At 54.6% G+C, this 16,455-nt stretch carries 13 protein-coding genes; 10 read left to right on the top strand and 3 right to left on the bottom strand.

Going from position 1 to position 16,455, the window contains the following annotated elements:
• The first annotated feature begins 24 nt into the window (after positions 1 to 24).
• Complete coding sequence (locus AC58P5_RS05230) at positions 25 to 531, top strand: type 1 glutamine amidotransferase domain-containing protein (protein WP_497385020.1); 507 nt, start codon at positions 25 to 27, stop codon at positions 529 to 531.
• 106 nt (positions 532 to 637) lie between these two features.
• Complete coding sequence (locus AC58P5_RS05225) at positions 638 to 1,252, top strand: rhomboid family intramembrane serine protease (protein ID WP_497385019.1); 615 nt, start codon at positions 638 to 640, stop codon at positions 1,250 to 1,252.
• Positions 1,253 to 1,406: 154 nt separating this feature from the next.
• Here the strand turns inward: AC58P5_RS05225 and AC58P5_RS05220 are convergent, their stop codons facing one another.
• Positions 1,407 to 1,970 carry an NAD(P)/FAD-dependent oxidoreductase gene (locus tag AC58P5_RS05220; protein WP_497385018.1) on the bottom strand — a complete coding sequence of 188 codons (564 nt, stop codon included), beginning with the start codon at positions 1,968 to 1,970 and terminating at the stop codon, positions 1,407 to 1,409.
• Positions 1,971 to 2,283: 313 nt separating this feature from the next.
• Here AC58P5_RS05220 and AC58P5_RS05215 point away from each other — a divergent pair, with 313 nt between their 5' ends.
• From AC58P5_RS05215 to AC58P5_RS05200, 4 genes are all read left to right on the top strand, one after another.
• On the top strand, positions 2,284 to 3,375 hold the full coding sequence (locus tag AC58P5_RS05215; protein WP_497385017.1) for a M24 family metallopeptidase: 1,092 nt from the start codon (positions 2,284 to 2,286) through the stop codon (positions 3,373 to 3,375).
• A gap of 128 nt (positions 3,376 to 3,503) precedes the next feature.
• Positions 3,504 to 4,286, top strand: a complete 783-nt coding sequence (locus AC58P5_RS05210) for a TspO/MBR family protein (protein ID WP_497385016.1) — start codon at positions 3,504 to 3,506, stop codon at positions 4,284 to 4,286.
• A 269-nt stretch (positions 4,287 to 4,555) separates the two neighbouring features.
• Positions 4,556 to 7,564 carry a glycoside hydrolase family 10-like protein gene (locus AC58P5_RS05205; RefSeq protein ID WP_497385015.1) on the top strand — a complete coding sequence of 1,003 codons (3,009 nt, stop codon included), beginning with the start codon at positions 4,556 to 4,558 and terminating at the stop codon, positions 7,562 to 7,564.
• A gap of 220 nt (positions 7,565 to 7,784) precedes the next feature.
• A complete protein-coding gene (locus AC58P5_RS05200) occupies positions 7,785 to 8,837 on the top strand; it encodes a metallophosphoesterase family protein (protein WP_497385013.1) in 1,053 nt (350 codons plus the stop codon).
• Between the two features lie 126 nt (positions 8,838 to 8,963).
• Here the strand turns inward: AC58P5_RS05200 and AC58P5_RS05195 are convergent, their stop codons facing one another.
• Entirely contained in the window at positions 8,964 to 10,535 is a 1,572-nt protein-coding gene (locus AC58P5_RS05195) for an FAD-dependent oxidoreductase (protein ID WP_497385012.1), read from the bottom strand.
• A gap of 605 nt (positions 10,536 to 11,140) precedes the next feature.
• Between AC58P5_RS05195 and AC58P5_RS05190 the strand changes: the two genes are divergently transcribed.
• From AC58P5_RS05190 to AC58P5_RS05175, 4 genes are all read left to right on the top strand, one after another.
• Entirely contained in the window at positions 11,141 to 12,001 is an 861-nt protein-coding gene (locus AC58P5_RS05190) for a MurR/RpiR family transcriptional regulator (RefSeq protein WP_497385011.1), read from the top strand.
• Between the two features lie 418 nt (positions 12,002 to 12,419).
• The gene (locus tag AC58P5_RS05185) at positions 12,420 to 12,923 is read left to right on the top strand and encodes a hypothetical protein (RefSeq protein ID WP_497385010.1); all 504 of its coding nucleotides are present in this window, start codon (positions 12,420 to 12,422) and stop codon (positions 12,921 to 12,923) included.
• Positions 12,924 to 13,192: 269 nt separating this feature from the next.
• Positions 13,193 to 13,771, top strand: a complete 579-nt coding sequence (locus AC58P5_RS05180) for an RNA polymerase sigma factor (RefSeq protein WP_497385009.1) — start codon at positions 13,193 to 13,195, stop codon at positions 13,769 to 13,771.
• The gene (locus tag AC58P5_RS05175; RefSeq protein WP_497385008.1) at positions 13,768 to 14,709 is read left to right on the top strand and encodes an anti-sigma factor domain-containing protein; all 942 of its coding nucleotides are present in this window, start codon (positions 13,768 to 13,770) and stop codon (positions 14,707 to 14,709) included. Before AC58P5_RS05180 ends, AC58P5_RS05175 begins: the two co-directional genes overlap by 4 nt.
• A gap of 766 nt (positions 14,710 to 15,475) precedes the next feature.
• Here the strand turns inward: AC58P5_RS05175 and AC58P5_RS05170 are convergent.
• The gene (locus AC58P5_RS05170; protein ID WP_497385007.1) at positions 15,476 to 16,447 is read right to left on the bottom strand and encodes an electron transfer flavoprotein subunit alpha/FixB family protein; all 972 of its coding nucleotides are present in this window, start codon (positions 16,445 to 16,447) and stop codon (positions 15,476 to 15,478) included.
• Positions 16,448 to 16,455 lie beyond the last annotated feature (8 nt).

Here is a 16,455-nt window from a genome sequence, read left to right as displayed (position 1 = left end):
TAAACGAAAAGGAGTGGAGAGACCATGAGTAAAATCGCATTTTTACTGGCACCCCAATTCGAGGATTCTGAAATGCAGGAACCGTATGAAGCCTTGAAGGCCGACGGACATGAGGTCGTCATTATCGGATTAAAGCAGGGTGAACTGCTTACCGGTAAAAACAAGAAAGCCGAGTATACGGCCGATCAGGGTATCAAAGAAGTCAAACCGGACGAGTATGATGCCGTCGTTATTCCGGGAGGCTCCTCTCCGGAAGGATTGCGTCTGGATGCGGACATTCAAACGTTCGTAAAAAAGATCGACGAGGCCGGAAAACCCGTGGCCGCTATCTGCCACGGACCGCAGATTCTGATCAGCGCTAATCTGATCAAAGGCCGGAAGCTCACATCCTATCCGCCGCTTCAGGACGACGTGCGCAACGCCGGAGGGGAATTCGCCGATCAGGAAGTCGTGATCGACGGCAACCTGATTACGTCGCGGACTCCGAAGGACGAGCCTGCGTTTATTGCGGCCATCAAAAAGGCGCTTTAACGAGATTTCATCCATAAGACAAGAACGTCTGCGGCGCATGCTTGCAGGCGTTCTTGTTTTTCCTATATGATGGGGGTATCTCATCCGAAGGAGAAGGTATCTATTTATGCTGTTCGTCCGTCAAGAAAGCTTCAAGGAATACATACGCCGGTACCCGGTTACGAGTCTTCTCGTCCTTATCCATGTGGTGCTGTTTGTGCTGATGGAGGTAAGCGGCTCATCGACAAGCACGAGAACGCTTCTCGATTACGGAGCCTTATTTTCCGCTCCGGGTTTTGTCCCCGAGTGGTGGCGCTTTTTCACCGCCATGTTCTTACATATCGGCTTGTCTCACCTGCTGTTTAACAGCTTCGCCCTGGTTATTTTCGCACCGCCGCTGGAACGTCTGCTGGGCAGTGTCCGGTACGCGGTCTTTTACTTAGCCAGCGGGGCGCTCGGCAGCGCATTCTCCTACTGGCTCCATACGGACGCTTATGTCGCAGCGGGGGCCTCCGGTGCCATTTACGGGATTTATGCGGCCTATCTCTATTTGGCCTTGTTCCGCCGGCAGCTGCTGGATCAGCAATCGAGACAGACGATTATCATCATTCTGGTGAGCGGTCTGCTGTTTTCCGTGATCGTGCCTAATGTGGATCTTTATACGCATCTGGGCGGTTTTCTGGCCGGCTTTGTCTTGTTTGCCTTGTTCGTGGAATTTATCAAGCGGAGCGGCAGAAGATAGAACGGGCTTGATTAGAAGAAAGTGCCGTTTAACTGAAAAAAGGAAGCGGGTCTTCTGTTCTGACGACCCGCTTCCGTCGAAACCGAAAGAAGACTCCTGCAGGTTCCGCGGAACCGGGCAGGAGTCTTCTTTATATATTTTTAAAACAGAAAGATTAAGATTTCAGAACATCGTGGTCCACGTAACGCTCGCCGTTCAGCTCGCTGACGATATTAATGGCCGCCTTGGCGCCGTCGCCCGCCGTTACAATCGTATGTACGCTCATGCCGGCAATCGTTCCCGCCGCCCAGATCCCTTCCACGCTCGTTTTGTTGTTCGCATCCGTCTGAACGACCGTTTTGATCCGCGGCTCGGTGCCCGGTATCGTCGTGACTCCGATTTTATCGGCAAGATCGGCCAGGACTCCGGTCGCGAGCAGGACGTGTCTGGCTTCGTAGCTGCCCTGATCCGAAGTGACGAGAAAGCCGTCGTCCTGCTTGTCGACAGATTCCACTTTGCCTTCGGCTATTTCCGCGCCGAATTTGGCTGCTTGTTTTTTGCCCAGCTCCACCATGTCGGGACCGCTGATTTCGGCGACTCCGTAGTGATTCTCGATCCAGGCTCGTTTTGTCATGCTTTGCCCGCTGTCGATAATGAGTGTTTTTTTGCCTGCTCTGGCGGCAATCAGTCCGGCACTGGCACCGGCAGGTCCCGCTCCGATAATAACAAGATCGTACATGCTCTTCTCTCCTTCGTATGGCAAAATAAAGACTCTAATCCAGTATAGCGGATAGGCAGAAGGAAGAAAAGCAGGCGCTTACATCGTAGATCAGGCCGACTTTCAAGTCTCATACAGAACCGTAGGGGAACCATGCAGACTTGTGGCAGAACCCGATGCAGAACCAATGCAGAACCAATGCAGAACCAATGCAGAACCAATGCAGAACCGGAGCGGGGCGGGAATGTGGGTTTTTGTCTCCTTACATGCTATGATAGAAAAAGGATTCATCCCAAGCAAACAGCGAAAAACCTTGAAAAGAACAGGTGATCAAATGAACAATCGACTTAAACAAATCAGCGATCATATGGAACAAAACAACCTGGATGCCGTTATCATTACGGTTCCCCGGCACGTGTATTATTTGACGGGATTCGCCTCCGACCCGCACGAACGCTTCCTGGGTCTTATTCTTCCGAAAGGAGAAGAGCCGTTTCTACTCGTACCGGCTCTCGATGCGGAAGCGGCTGCCCAGGCGTCCTCGGTACAGCGGATCCATACGCACAGCGACACGGATTCCGCTTATGAAGTGCTTCGCGGACTGCTGCCGGCATCGCTTGGCAGTATCGGCATCGAAACCGAGCATTGGACAGTCAGCCGCTATGAAGAACTGAAGACTTACATCGGCGTAAGCCAGGTTTCTTCGGTCGACGGGCTGCTGCGGGATATGCGGGTGATCAAATCCGAGAGCGAAATCGGCCTTATGAAGGATGCCGTGACGCTTGTGGAGGAAGTGCTGAAGCGCGGTTTGCAGAAGGTGGCTGTCGGCGTGACGGAAATCGAACTGGTCGCGGAGCTGGAGTTCCAGATGAAAAAACTCGGGGCCCAGTCCCCCTCTTTTTCAACGATGGTTCTGACCGGTCCGGCTTCGGCTCTGCCGCACGGCGTTCCCGGATCGCGTAAAATCAGCCACGGGGACCTGCTTTTATTCGATCTTGGCGTTTATCTGAACGGCTATGCGTCCGATATTACGCGCACCTTCGCGGTGGGAGAAGTGTCGGAAGAACAGCGCCGCATCTACAATGCGGTCCTGGCCGGCAACGAAGCGGCCATTCAGGCCGTCCGCCCGGATGTTACCTGCGCGTCCGTAGACGCTGCGGCAAGAAACCGGATCGAAGCGGACGGATACGGCACCTATTTCAACCACCGGCTCGGTCACGGACTCGGACTCGACGTTCACGAGTATCCGTCCGTTCACGGAAGAAACGAGGCGGTTCTGAAAGCCGGCATGACATTCACCATTGAACCCGGTGTTTATGTGCCGGGCGTGGGCGGAGTCCGTATCGAAGACGATGTTCTGGTTACATCCGAAGGAGTCGAGGTGCTGACTTCCTTCCCTAAACAGCTGACGGTTCTCGGAGGCTGATCTGCCGCGGTGAAAGCCTGCTCCATGTATTCCTTGCGGAATAACGGGGCAGGCTTTTTGCATTCGATTAATTCTAAGCCCATACGGTTAAACATACATAATGAACAAAAGGAGAGGATGTGACAGCCATGCATGTTTTGCGTAAAATAACGAATATTGCCGGCCTCCTCTTGGTTCTGATCGTGAATACGTTGTCCCAAGCGCTGCCTATTAACGGTGTGACGACCGGCGAGATATCGGACCGGCATCATACCTATGTTACGCCAGCCGGGTATGTTTTCACGATTTGGAGCGTCATTTATCTGGGGCTGATCGGTTTCGCAATTTACCAGGCCCGCAAGGATACGGGGAACCGCCCGGCAGTGGAACGGATCAGCTACTGGTTCGTCGTCAGTTGTCTGCTGAATTCGGCGTGGATCTTTCTATGGCATTATGAAAAAATCGGCTGGAGTACGCTGGTCATGGCGGCTCTTCTGCTGACGCTTATAGCGATCTATCAGAGAATCCGCTACGGCCGGGAATCGCGGGCCATAGGGGAGTACAGCTTCGTTCAAGTGCCCTTCAGCCTGTATCTGGGCTGGATCTTCGTCGCTTCCATCGTAAACGTTACCGTATGGCTGCAGGACTTGGGCTGGAACGGATGGGGCATCGACCCCCGGATGTGGGCCGTCATTCTGCTGACGGCAGCAGGCGTACTGGCTGTCGCTTTTAGCTACGGGAAGAAAGATGTGCCTTTTGCGCTAGTTTTTGTCTGGGCCTTCATCGGCATAGGCGTCGAACAGCAGGCGGACGTATGGGTACGCAATTCGGCCTGGTCTCTGGCTGCAATCGTCGGGGCGGCAACCGTATGGCTCCTGATCAAAGTAATCCGAGATCGCAAAAGATGGGATCAGCCTTATATCAGCCGGTAAGGAAGACCTATTCGGGAAGCTTCTCTTGAAAAAGAGAGCTTCTTTTTTTTGCGGATATGTCGAAATAGCATGAAAAAGGAGTTAATATCCACAATATTGTAATTTAAAAGAATAATATTCCAAATTGTCCAAGATGGTGCTACAATACGTGTAATCGGATTGGCAAACAGGGGAGAAAATATCAGGAGGTGATTAGCGGCTCAGCTTAACCTGCTCGGATGTTCTCCGTTTTTGTATGTCTGGAGCTAGTTTACACCTGAAGGAGGAAGATGACGGTGAAAAGATCTCTTCGCTTAAGCGGGCTGCTCCGCGGAACGCTGTTTGCTGTCCTGCTTCTGTCTGTTGCCGCTGCGGGCTGCGTTCCGCTGGACGGAACTGCCGCCGCCGCTCCGGTCTTGGCTGCGGCGGCTGCTAATGCGCAGAACCCCGGGCCTTACGGAGGCATCGCGGTTCCGCCCGACAGCCCGAAATCCGGGCCTGCCGATCAGGACCCTTTTCGTTCGGCGAACGGGCCGGGGCCCCCTTTGCTTCCGCAGACGACTCTTGACGTGACGGTAAATGAATCCGTTTACGGTCCTCATATCAAGCTTCCCGACGGAACTCTGCATCCGGTAGCCGGAATGGATCAGGAGCGCACGGAGGACGCCCTGACCGTATATACAAGTACGTACGGAACGTATACGTCTCCTTTCGATGACCGGACGATCGAGCTTATTGTGACGGAAGGCATTATCGTTGACAAAATCGCAGACGGCAAAAAAGGAACCTATTTGCCCAAAAACGGGTATGTTCTTTCGGGTACCGCAAGTACAAAGGCGCTTCTGCAGCAGCTGAATGTGGGCGACCGCCTTACCGCCGTGAACATTAAAATTCCTGTCTTGCCGACGAAGTATGTGAAGGTCGCCGATTTGATTATACCCGTGGACCGGGTGAACGGGCCGCGGAATCAGGGGGAAGCCGTGCTTTTCGACTCGGGTTACGGAGCCTCCACCCGCACGAACCCGTGGGGAATCGAAGTGACCTTCCAGAATGGCCGGGTCACGGGGGTTAAAGGAATTCTTATGGATTCCGGCGGAAAATTTATCGACAATGACTCGCCGATCCCCAAGGGAGGTTACGTCCTTTCCGTGCAGGCGGCAAGTCCTTATTATGCCGATCTGCTGGCCCTGGCGGCTCCGGGGTTGTCCGTATCCATGGAGCTGAATGCTTATCCCATGTATTTTGCGTCCAAAATGGCCTACGACGCGTTTAATCCCCGGACGAGGGAAGACAATCCGGCTGGCTGGGACGATACGAACAACAAGCCGTATCCCGGGCATCGCGGAGCGGAGCAGCTGATCGTGTACGACAGCAGCTACGGCGCTTCCACCGGTACGAATCCGTGGGGCGGCGAGGCGGTTGTGAACGCGGACGGCAAAATCATAAGCAGCGGAGGCAACAACCGGCCGATTCCTGCAGGGGGATACGTTCTTTCCGGACACGGCTCCAAAATGGCTTGGCTTTCGCGTTATGCGGCCATTGGGGCGACCGTGAAGATCAACCGGGCGGAAAAGCAGGTACTGCTTATTTTCACCCCGCAATCTTATCTGGATAAGGCGCGGATAACCGCCGGTACTGCGGAGCAGGCACTAGAGGAATCCAAGCGCAGATTTATGGATGTTCCTTACGGGGAAATCTCCAAAGAAATTCAACAAGTGAAGCAGCTGGAGATTCAGGCGGGCAAGCATCTGGAGGAAAAAGGCGTCGAAGGGTTGACGGGAGTGCTGGCCGAACTGGATGGAAAGGCAACGCGCGTTCACTACATGAATGTGGAGTCTAGAACCGTTGAAAACCGGGGAATCTGGATTCGGCCCAAGGAGAAGTCTCTTGAAGAAGTTAAACGGGCGCTGGATAAGATTAAGGCGGCTCATCTTAACTCCGTTTATTTGGAAACGTTCTGGAACGGGTACACCATTTATCCGACTAAAAACAACATTACGGCTCATAATCCCATGTACGGCGGATTTGATGTGCTTCAGGCTTACTTGGAAGAAGGGAAAAAACGGGGCATCGACATCCATGCCTGGGTCGAAAACTTCTTTGTGGGAGGACCGGAACCCGGGCCGATCGTGGAGCGCAAGCCCGAATGGTCGCTGCTCAGCCGAAAAGGCCAAAATTATCAGGAAGATGCGTCGAGCGGATTCCGTTATTATTTTATCAACCCGGCTTTGGATGAAACGCATGATTTCCTGCTGGACGTCTATAAAGAGCTGCTCGGCAAATATGACGTAGCCGGCCTGCACCTTGATTACGCGAGATATCCCGGCTCGGGAGATTTTACGAACGATTTCGGATATGATGTCTATACCCGGAGCCTGTTCCAGAAGAAATACGGGACCGACCCGATCCGTCTGCACCCGGGAGATGCGATGTGGGCGCAGTGGGTGGATATGCGCGTCGGGTTCGTCGACAAGTTTGTGTTCCGCCTGGCCGAGAAAGTGAAGAGGTGGAAACCTCAAGTAAAGCTGACCGCCGCGGTATGGCCCGAATATGAAATTGCCCGGGGAGACGTGCTTCAGGATTCGATGAACTGGGTGAAGCATAACCTGATCGACAACGTGTTCCCGATGTCCTATAAGCTGGACACCTCACTCGTCGTGGCGGATGCGCGCAAAACGTTCGAGATCGCAAAAGATAAATCGTATGTGACGATAGGGGTCGGTTCTTTTATCGATCTGACCAAAGACGCGTTCATCGATCAGATCACAGCGAGCCATCTGCTCGGAATCAGCGGCAGCGCCGTGTTCGAGTATGAATCGTTTTTCGATCAGGGCTATGACAAAAATACCGTCCTGGGCGTTTACCGGAATGAAGCGGTCGTTCCCGACAGGGACCCGGCCCGGTCTATTGCCGCTATTCTTGCGGGACAAAAACGGAAAGTAAAGGAACTGTATATCCCTTTTAAAGGAATGGATGCCCGCAAAGCCGGCCGGTATACCGATGAGATTGAATCAATCGTCAAAAAGTTGGGCGGAGAGAAAAATCCCCGGCTGAATCCCGGACGTCTGAAGCAGGTAAGAAAATCACTGGCGTCCCTGATTAAGGATATCTTGTCCGATACTCGTTTGAATGCCGAAGTCAAAGAACGGATGCTGTACGATTTGAAGGGAGCACTCAAGATTTCCGAAATTACGGCAGCCAAGTCGGGGAAAGGCGGGAATGATGCCGATGAAGCGGATGCATTCAATGAAACCGGGGTGACCCATGTGGAAGATGAGGCCAGTGAGGCACATGAGTAGGCGAGGGCAGTAAGGCGGGACCTGTTGATCTGATAGCAGCGACAAACTGCCGGGTCGGGCTTTCGAAGAGTAATGAAGGTCAGGCTGGGGAAATGACGCCGTTTTATCGGGATACAACAACCGGGAGAACCGAGAGGTTAAACAGACCGTATGTGGTTTCAGAAAAGGCTGCAAAAATATGCTTTTCAATCCTTTAGAGGAAGAGAAGAGGTGCAGATCCATGAAATTTACGTTTGCGGTGTTGTCCGATATTCATGTGGTAGCTTGGGACCCCGAGTCCCACCGCCGTCTGGAAGTCTGCCTGAAAGATTACGCATCTATGAAGCATCCGCCCGAGTTTATCGTCATTAACGGGGATTTAACCGAGGGATTCGCCGAGGATTATACCGTGTTAAAACGTATTTTGTCCGAACATGTCCGCGTTCCCGTCTATGTAACGAACGGAAACCACGAATATTACCGGATGTGGTATAAGGACGGGAGTTTCAGTGTGGATACCTTCCCGAACGGCTGGTCGACGGCGGAAGCGATGGCACGGTTTCTCGGCTTTCTGGGAAAGTCCCGGCCCTATTACGACCTGCGCCTGAAAGGGCTGCGCTTCGTCTTTATGAGCGCCGAGCGCTACCGGGACACCGATCCGGCTATCCGGGAGGACGCCTGGATCGGCGACGAGCAATTCGCCTGGCTGGAGCGGATTCTGCGGGAGGAATCCCGTCCCCGTCATGCCGAAGCGCAAGGCCGGTCCGAAACGGCCTCTGCATCCGAGGCGGACCCGGGAGTCCCCGAAGCCGCTGAAGCTGCGAATAGCGAAGCGGGGGCCGCCGGTTCGCCGGGAGAGGAAGAGGCCCTGCTTGGGTCCGCGGATTCCCGCGGGGAAGAAGCATACCGCCCGTACGGGCGGGAACGGCCTGTGTTCGTTTTCCTGCATCAGCCCCTACCGCACACCGTTGCGGGAAGCTATGACCCCGGCGAGAAGGGCGTCGTGCAGGATGTGCGGCTTAGAGAGCTGCTGGGGCGGCACCCGAACGTGTGCTTCTTCTCGGGGCACACTCATTATACGCTGGCCAGCCCGGGGATATATTTCGAGGACGGCTGCTCTCATATGGGGACCTCCTCTGTCCGCAGGCCCATCGGGGACGGTATTGACCCTGCCGCGCCCGTTGAAAGCGAAAGCGTCCTCGTCGAGGTGGCGCCGCATTCGGTAACGATCCGCGGACGCAGGCACAACACGGGGGAGTGGCTTCCTTCGGCACGATTTGTTAAACGGTATTGACAAGCCGCGGAGCCGGACTGGAAATTCGGGAAGCAGCCCGCCGCGGATGAACGGGGAAAGCCGCCTTTAGCAGAGCGCTCTGCTAAAGGCGGCTTTTCGGTTCAAGACCGGGTTATTTCAAGGGAGTTACAGCGGGGTGATGGTCGGCCATGCGAGCTCTACGCCGTTCCAGGACAAAATATTTTGCAAGCCTTCCAGCTTCGTCTTGTCCGCATGCACTTCCCGGGGCTGATACCCGTTCTGTACGCAGTAGCCGGCAAGGAAGCCTGCGGCTTCGCCGATATTCCATTCCACCGGATGCAGACGGTAGCAGCCGTTCGTGATATGGGTCGTGCCGAGGTTCTTACACGCGGGCAGAAGGTTGTTGACCCGCACGGGAATAAGGCTGCCGAGCGGAATCTGGAACGGAAGGGAGGACACGTCCAGGTAATTCCGTCCCGTCATGCTCGGATGGAGATCGATCCGGTAAGCGCCGATTCCTACGGAATCCGGGAACACTTCCGCACCCTTGTCGCCGCGGATCGCCGTGCTCACGTGCTGCTCCTTGACCGTGAATTCAGCCTTGATCCGGCGCGATTCCCGGATATACGGAGCTTTAGCCATTCCGTCTTCGGTACCGACGACATCGGGACGCAGACGCAGGCCGGGATAACCGGCTTTGCCGTCCGGACGCGGAGCCTCGGTCTGGAGCCAATACAGCAGAGAATAGCTGAGCTGCTTCGCCTGTTCGAGATTTTTCTTCGCTTCCGCTTCGGGGACGTCATAAATATTGCCGAGCCAGTAATCGTTCTGCGGCCAGTTCACGAGGGAAATATCGCTCGGGAACGTACCGGGCATGAAATTCGCCTTATTGATTACCCGGCGGTAATTGAACAGCGGATATTTCTCGGTGCCCGGGAACAGGGTATCTTCGGCAGGCTCAAGCGTCACCGGGTTCGGAGAAATCCAGCTGAGCTGCTTGTCCGGCCAGAAGTCCGCCTTATAATTGCGCCAGAAATTGTAATCCTTCGGTTTGTCGATGACATGATTCTCACCTTCGAAATAATCCATGGCAAAGCAGACGGTAAACGCCTGGATATCTTTCGGATCAGCGACTTCGGGAGCGCTCGGCTCTCCCGTGTCTTTGCGGGATTCGGCACCTGTCACATACTCGACCTTGGCGAGAGGAAGAACATCTCCGCACTCCGTCGCGTCCAGGAAATACGGAGCGGTTAGCGTGTGTTTGTGGCCCAGATCCAAGTGTTTGACTTTGACGGCTCTGATTTTATCCCCGTCCGTTTCGGCCGCTGTAATGCGGTGGCGCGTGAGAATGATCAGTTTGCCGCTGTTTACGTAAGGAGCAAGCATCTGCTCAAGGACCGCGAGCATGGCTCTCGGTTCCGCGCACAAGCGGCTTACTCCGCCGTTGCCCGGATTCAGATTAACGATTGCGCGCGCCTCCGCCGTTAACGGGAAATAATCACGGTAATAGGAGCGCACTCCGTTGCGGAACTGCCGGAAGCTGCGGGTGCAGCCGAATTGCTCGATCCACTTGTGCTCGTCCGGCGGTACGGCCTGGCTGGTTAATTGTCCGCCGATCCAATCGGTTTCTTCCGTCATAATTACTTTCATGCCCATTTTTGCGGAAGACAGTGCGGCCGCACAGCCGCCGACACCTCCACCGATAATCACGACATCTGCTTTCAGTTCACGGTTCATAGTCGAATCCCTCCACGGTCTATATATTTTCCTGATAATGGAATCCACTCTATTTTAGCAAACATATGTTCCTATTTTAATACGACGAAAGTCTCATTTTGGTTCGCGGCTTATGTCGGTAAAAAAGAAGTGACTCCATTTTCCCGGACCCTGTTTACGTTTTTTTAAAACTTTTTTCAAAAAAATTTTATAGAGCCTTTAAAGAATAGAAGGCCCTTCCAGTTTCTATGCGGAGATTAGAGGGGATATATCCGAAATCACTTGCGCCTGAGGGACAATTTAAAAATCAAACTTAAAATGAAGGTTTTATAGGTCTTAATACCTATATTATGGTTGATAATTTTATATGAAAATGATAAATTGTGGTAAATATAAGTTAAAATAAAGTTGTACTCTCCATCCAGAAATCGACAGTTCTCAGCATGAAAAACCCTTTGTATGACAAGAAACTACAATAAAAGACCATGTGTACGCATAGGCAAACTTTGAAAAATATGGAGATGCACTAGGCAAATCGCCTAGATTCAAGTACTATTCATGTAGAGACTAGAAAAGAAAACCGTGAATTGTCTGACCGCGCAGAATGACGAAAAGGAGTCCCATCTATGAGCAAAATCGCCGATTTGAACAATTCGCTGCTGCTCCTCAACAGTATTTATTCCTCACTGACCAAATCCGAGCAGAAAGTGGCCGACACCGTTTTAAAGGATCCTGAAGCTACCGTTTTCTATACGATTACGGATTTGGCGGAAAAAGCGGAAGTAGGCGAAACTTCTGTCATCCGTTTGTGCCGCAAGCTTGGCTATAAGGGATATCAGGAATTTAAACTATCGCTCGTCCAGGTGCTGGCTACGCCAAGCGAGCAGGTGCACGGCAAGATTGAGGAAAGCGACGATCTCGACCAGATCATGAAGAAAATGACCTCCCAAAACTCGCAGGCGGTGCAGAACTCGACATCTTTGCTCAACGTCCAGGAGCTGCAGCAAGCGATCGACGCTATTCTGGCGGCACGAAAAATTTTGTTTTTCGGTGTAGGGTCTTCGGGCATTACCGCACAGGATGCCAAATACCGGTTCATGAGACTCGGATTTAATGTGGACGCCGGTACCGACGGCCATATTATTGCCATGAACGCGTCTTTGGTTGAAAAGGGCGATGTCGTCGTCGGCATTTCTTCGACGGGCAGTACCAAAGATCTTGTCGACGCTGTCCGCCTGGCGAAGCAGAAAGGCGCTTACATCATCTGCCTGACCAACCACGCCCGCTCGCCGATTGCGAATCAGAGCAACGTCGTTCTTCTCGCTACGGCGAAGGAAACACCTCTGCAGGGCGGAGCCTTCTCCTCCAAGCTGGCTCAAATCCACCTGCTGGATATTTTGTCCACGGCCGTTGCCATGCAAATGAAAGATCAGACGTACCGGGCTTTGGAGCACACGGCGAAATCTGTTCTGGATAAACTGTACTAATCGCTACTCCTGCGCGCAGCCGGGGCCTACGGGTCCCGGTTTTTTGCTGCCCCCATGGCGGCCAGCACATCCTTGGCGAGCCGCTTGATCTCTTGTAAAGCTTCCTGAACGAAGACGTCTGTTATAAGATGTGAGCCCCGGGGCGCGTTCCGGGACCGGAATATGTGTGCGCATCCCTGTCCATCGGCCGGTTAAGCTCTGGCGGGTAAACCGAATATTTTCGCTCGGACCGGTCAGACGTTAAATAAACGCATGGCAGCTTTCTCCATCTCCTTCAGTTTATCGCAGGTTGGAAGGGGTGGCAAATACTGTTAAATAAAGATAAGGTAAAGCAGCTCTTGTCCGTATGAGACATGTTTCCCGAAAGAAACCCGTATAGTGTTAGCAAAGCAATAATTCTTAAGCGGGGGGAACGGTCTTGGCGGCTGAAAAACGGAAAGCGGCAGTGAAGAAGCGGAACCGCGCCTACTCTGCGCAATGGTTGGAGCGGATTTTGGAAAGCGGGGCGTACCGGACGGCTGTTCCCGTCATCCTGCTAATCGGATTGGCCGAACATGCGTATTGGATCTATCAGTTGGGCAAAAACGAGCCGGCGGGCCTTGTTTCAAAGCAGGAGTGGGCTTCGGTTCTTCTTCTGACGGTGATCCTGTTTAGCGGCTGTTTACGTTATATGGGTTATAAAAGAGCGGAAGGATTCGCGGAAAGCCTGAAAACACTCCTGTGCATGCTCCTGTTCGTTCTCTACGCTTTTTACTGCGGAGCGGGTTGGTCTTCGGCAGTTGAAGCCGGGGGAGGGCCGACTGCCGGTCAATCGTATTTGCTGGAAGCCCGGACAACGGCATTTGCCGCAGCGGCAGGCACGGCGCTATATGCGATCTGGAAGTGGCTTGGGGCAAGACTTCCCCGTAAGCGGCGTGATTGACACGGACCCGGTACGGCAGGAGCCGGATGAGTTGGGTGTGAGCAGACTTGGCTGTGAGAGACGGACCCGTGCGGTCCGTTTTTGTTTTATAGCAGGCTAGGGAATAGACGTTTAAGAACCCCGGGATTTTGGTTAATTTTGCTGGTGGTGCAAACAGAGGGGGTCAACGGCATTTTTACAAATAAATTTATCGGTGCAAAAGGAATCCAACTCCGCGTTTTTTGCGAAAAGGAAGATAAGGGCGATCTTTGGTGGAAAGGAGCTCCAACATGAATGAGTGGCTGGAAGATTCGCAGCTAGTGCGCCGCATCGCTCTAAAGCAGCCCCAAGCGCTGGAGCAATTATACGACCGTTACGAACGTCCGATGTATTCGTTTGCCTATCGCATTGTCAAGGATTCGATGATGGCGGAAGAGATCGTTCAGGAGCTTTTCCTGCGCATCTGGAATCATGCCGAGCGCTACGAAGACTCTCAGGGTAAGCTGTCAACGTGGATGTTCGCGATAGCCCGCAACATTGCCATCGACACGCTTCGCAGGAAACAGACGCGGACGTCGGGACAGCTTGCCGAGCCGGACAAGCTGCTCCAGGTGGCGGACCGGAGCAGGGGAACCGAGGAGGAAGTGGAACTCCGTTTTATGGGGGAAGAGCTTGCTATGGCGATGGAAGATCTGAACGAGGATCAGAAGAAAGTGATCGATCTTATTTATTTTAAAGGATATACTCATCAAGAAGTATCCCAGAGACAGGAGATTCCGCTCGGTACGGTAAAAAGCCGGGTAAGGCTGGCCATGAAGCAGCTTAAGGAGAAGTTGGCAGGCCGCGGAAAGGAGGGTGCGCCCATATGAGCAGACAAGAATCTCCCACTATGTGCGAATGGCTGGAACTTTATATGCTCGGGGGACTGTCCCGGTCCGAGAGAGAACAGATGGAAGAGCATCTGAGTCATTGCGGAGCATGCAAGAAAGAAAGAGAAGAACTGCAGGCTGTCATGGACCTGCTTCCTTATACGGCGGAGCCTGCTCCGGTTCCGGACGGAATGAAACAGCGCGTTCTTGGCGGTATTCTGGGGAGTGAAACGGATAATTCCGGACAACCTCCTTTGACAGCCGCGGGTGTTCTTCAGGAACAGATACAGACACAGAGCGGTTATCGTGCAACGGATGCGTCCGCAGAAGCCGAATTACAAAAGCATTCCGGCGGGACGAAACCCGAACCGGTGCCGGTCGTGGAGCATGAGTCGGTGTCTGCGAGAAGACCCGCTGGCAAAAGAAGCCGAACCTTTATCAGGTGGATGGCGGGCACGGGAATCACTGCCGCTGCGGTTATCCTCGGATGGATCAACATGCAGCTGAGAGAGGACGTCCGTTCGCTGAAAGGCCTCAATGCTTCTCTTCAGCAAAGCGTATCTTCGCTTCAGGGGCAGCTTACGCTGGCCGGTCAGCCTTCACAGGCATCGAAGGCGAACAAAGTGGTGAAACTGAACCCTGCCGTGGAAGGCATCGTGGCGGAAGGCCTCGCGACGATCGTGATCGACGCCAAGGGCACCCATCTGGTTGTCCAGGCCGAGAAACTGCCTGCACTGCGGGATTCCCAGGCTTTTCAGGTATGGCTCATAAAAGGCGAGCAGAAGGTAAACGCGGGAACTTTCCTCCCGCAGGGCGGCACAGGCGCTCTCTACTACACCTTCGAGCCGCAGGATTACGACACGGTCGCCATTACGCTGGAGCCGGATGCGGGGGGAACACAGCCCCGGGGGACGCTTGTGCTGGCGGCGCAAATTTAAGGGAGGGTGCATGCTTAAGCTGTTCGTGAGACAGGGAGCGGCCAAACTCTAAAGCCTGCAAGCGCGAAAAGCTTAAGCATAATGCCGGCAGACCGGTCATTATGCAAAGCGGTTAAGCCGCAGCGGCGTGAGAGACAGAGCTGGACCATGGACCGGATAGGAGAGCGTCCGGGACGCGACAGGGCTGGACCATGGACCGGATAGGATAGCGTCCGGGACGCGACAGGGCTAGGCCATGGACCGGACAGGAGAGCGTCCGGGACGTGACAGAGCTAGGCCATGGACCGGACAGGAGAGCGTCCAGGACGTGACAGGGCTAGAGCATGGACCGGACAGGAGAGCGTCCGGGACGTGACAGGGCTGGACCATGGACCGGACAGGAGAGCGTCCGGGACGTGACAGGGCTGGACCATGGACTGGACAGGAGAGCATCCGGGACGCGACATAGCTAGACCATGTAGCGGATAGGAGAGCGTCCGGGACGTGACAGGGCTAGACCATGGACCGGATAGGAGAGCGTCCGGGACGCGACAGGGCTAGAGTACGTATCGGGCACGAAAGCGTCCCGAGAGAAGACGGCCTGGCTGCGTAAAACCGCCCGGCGAGGCCGTGGCCGTGGCCGCTGCGGGACGTACCCGCACAGCCGGGCCGGAACCCAGGCGGCACGCACCCGCCCGTCCAGCGGAAAAGCCCCGAGCACAGCCGGTTTACCGGCGTGTTCGGGGCTTTTTTGACGCTTATATGGGCGGGCTGCCGTGCCGCAAAGCTACAGCGCTTTGCGGAATTCTTCCGTCAGCAGCGGCACAACATCGAACAGGTCCCCGACGATCCCGTAGTCGGCGACTTTGAAGATCGGCGCCTCCGGGTCCTTGTTGATCGCGATGATGACCCGCGATCCGCTCATCCCGGCCAGATGCTGGATGGCGCCGCTGATGCCGCATGCGATGTAAATCTCGGGGGTGACCACCTTGCCGGTCTGCCCGATCTGCATCGCATAGTCGCAGTACCCGGCGTCGCAGGCTCCGCGCGACGCCCCGACCGCTCCGCCGAGCACGCCGGCAAGCTCCTCGAGCGGCTTAAAGCCGTCGGCGCTCTTGACGCCGCGCCCGCCGGAGATGACGACCTTGGCTTCGGCAAGGTCGATTTTGCCCGAGGTCTTCTGGACGACCTCGCGGATGACCGTACGAAGGGACGGGGCTTCGTACGCCACGTTTTCGACCGCTGCCGGCGCGCCTTCCGCGGAAGCGGGAGCGGCAATGTTGTTGGGCCGGACGGTGACGACCCAGGGAAACGAGGTAAACGCTTTCTTTTCGAGCGCTTTACCCGCGTAGATCGGGCGCGTAAACACGGCTTTGCCGCCGTCCGATTCTACGGCCGTCACATCGGAAATCTGTCCGGCACCTAGCCGGGAAGCGATCTGCGGGGCAAGATCCTTGCCGATGGCGGTATGGCCGAACAAGACCGCGTCGGGTACCGCCCTGCGGATGATGTCGTGAAGCGCTTTGCCGTAAGCTTCCGGGTTATAGTCTTTGAGATCGGCATGGTCGGTCACGTAAACTTTCTCGACGCCGTAAGCGGCCAGTTCATCCGCAAGCCCCGCCACGCCGGAGCCGATCAGTGCGGCTAATACGGAATCCCCTTCGGCGGCGGCCGCCTTCGCCGCGCCGATCGTTTCGAAAGAGACCTGGCGCAGAGCGCCGCCTTTAGCTTCAGCTACAATCAGGTATGTGTTGGACATGATTCAGT

This window comes from Paenibacillus sp. JT31N7, assembly GCF_059692095.1.
The sequence above is the reverse complement of the archived record's forward strand: the minus strand, read 5'-3'. Positions and strand labels throughout refer to the sequence as shown.

Coding starts and splice junctions, on each gene's coding strand:
- AC58P5_RS05230 (WP_497385020.1), top strand. CDS start 25: ATGAGTAAAATCGCATTTTTACTGGCACCCCAATTCGAGGATTCTGAA.
- AC58P5_RS05225 (WP_497385019.1), top strand. CDS start 638: ATGCTGTTCGTCCGTCAAGAAAGCTTCAAGGAATACATACGCCGGTAC.
- AC58P5_RS05220 (WP_497385018.1), bottom strand. CDS start 1,970: ATGTACGATCTTGTTATTATCGGAGCGGGACCTGCCGGTGCCAGTGCC.
- AC58P5_RS05215 (WP_497385017.1), top strand. CDS start 2,284: ATGAACAATCGACTTAAACAAATCAGCGATCATATGGAACAAAACAAC.
- AC58P5_RS05210 (WP_497385016.1), top strand. CDS start 3,504: ATGCATGTTTTGCGTAAAATAACGAATATTGCCGGCCTCCTCTTGGTT.
- AC58P5_RS05205 (WP_497385015.1), top strand. CDS start 4,556: ATGACGGTGAAAAGATCTCTTCGCTTAAGCGGGCTGCTCCGCGGAACG.
- AC58P5_RS05200 (WP_497385013.1), top strand. CDS start 7,785: ATGAAATTTACGTTTGCGGTGTTGTCCGATATTCATGTGGTAGCTTGG.
- AC58P5_RS05195 (WP_497385012.1), bottom strand. CDS start 10,535: ATGAACCGTGAACTGAAAGCAGATGTCGTGATTATCGGTGGAGGTGTC.
- AC58P5_RS05190 (WP_497385011.1), top strand. CDS start 11,141: ATGAGCAAAATCGCCGATTTGAACAATTCGCTGCTGCTCCTCAACAGT.
- AC58P5_RS05180 (WP_497385009.1), top strand. CDS start 13,193: ATGAATGAGTGGCTGGAAGATTCGCAGCTAGTGCGCCGCATCGCTCTA.
- AC58P5_RS05175 (WP_497385008.1), top strand. CDS start 13,768: ATGAGCAGACAAGAATCTCCCACTATGTGCGAATGGCTGGAACTTTAT.
- AC58P5_RS05170 (WP_497385007.1), bottom strand. CDS start 16,447: ATGTCCAACACATACCTGATTGTAGCTGAAGCTAAAGGCGGCGCTCTG.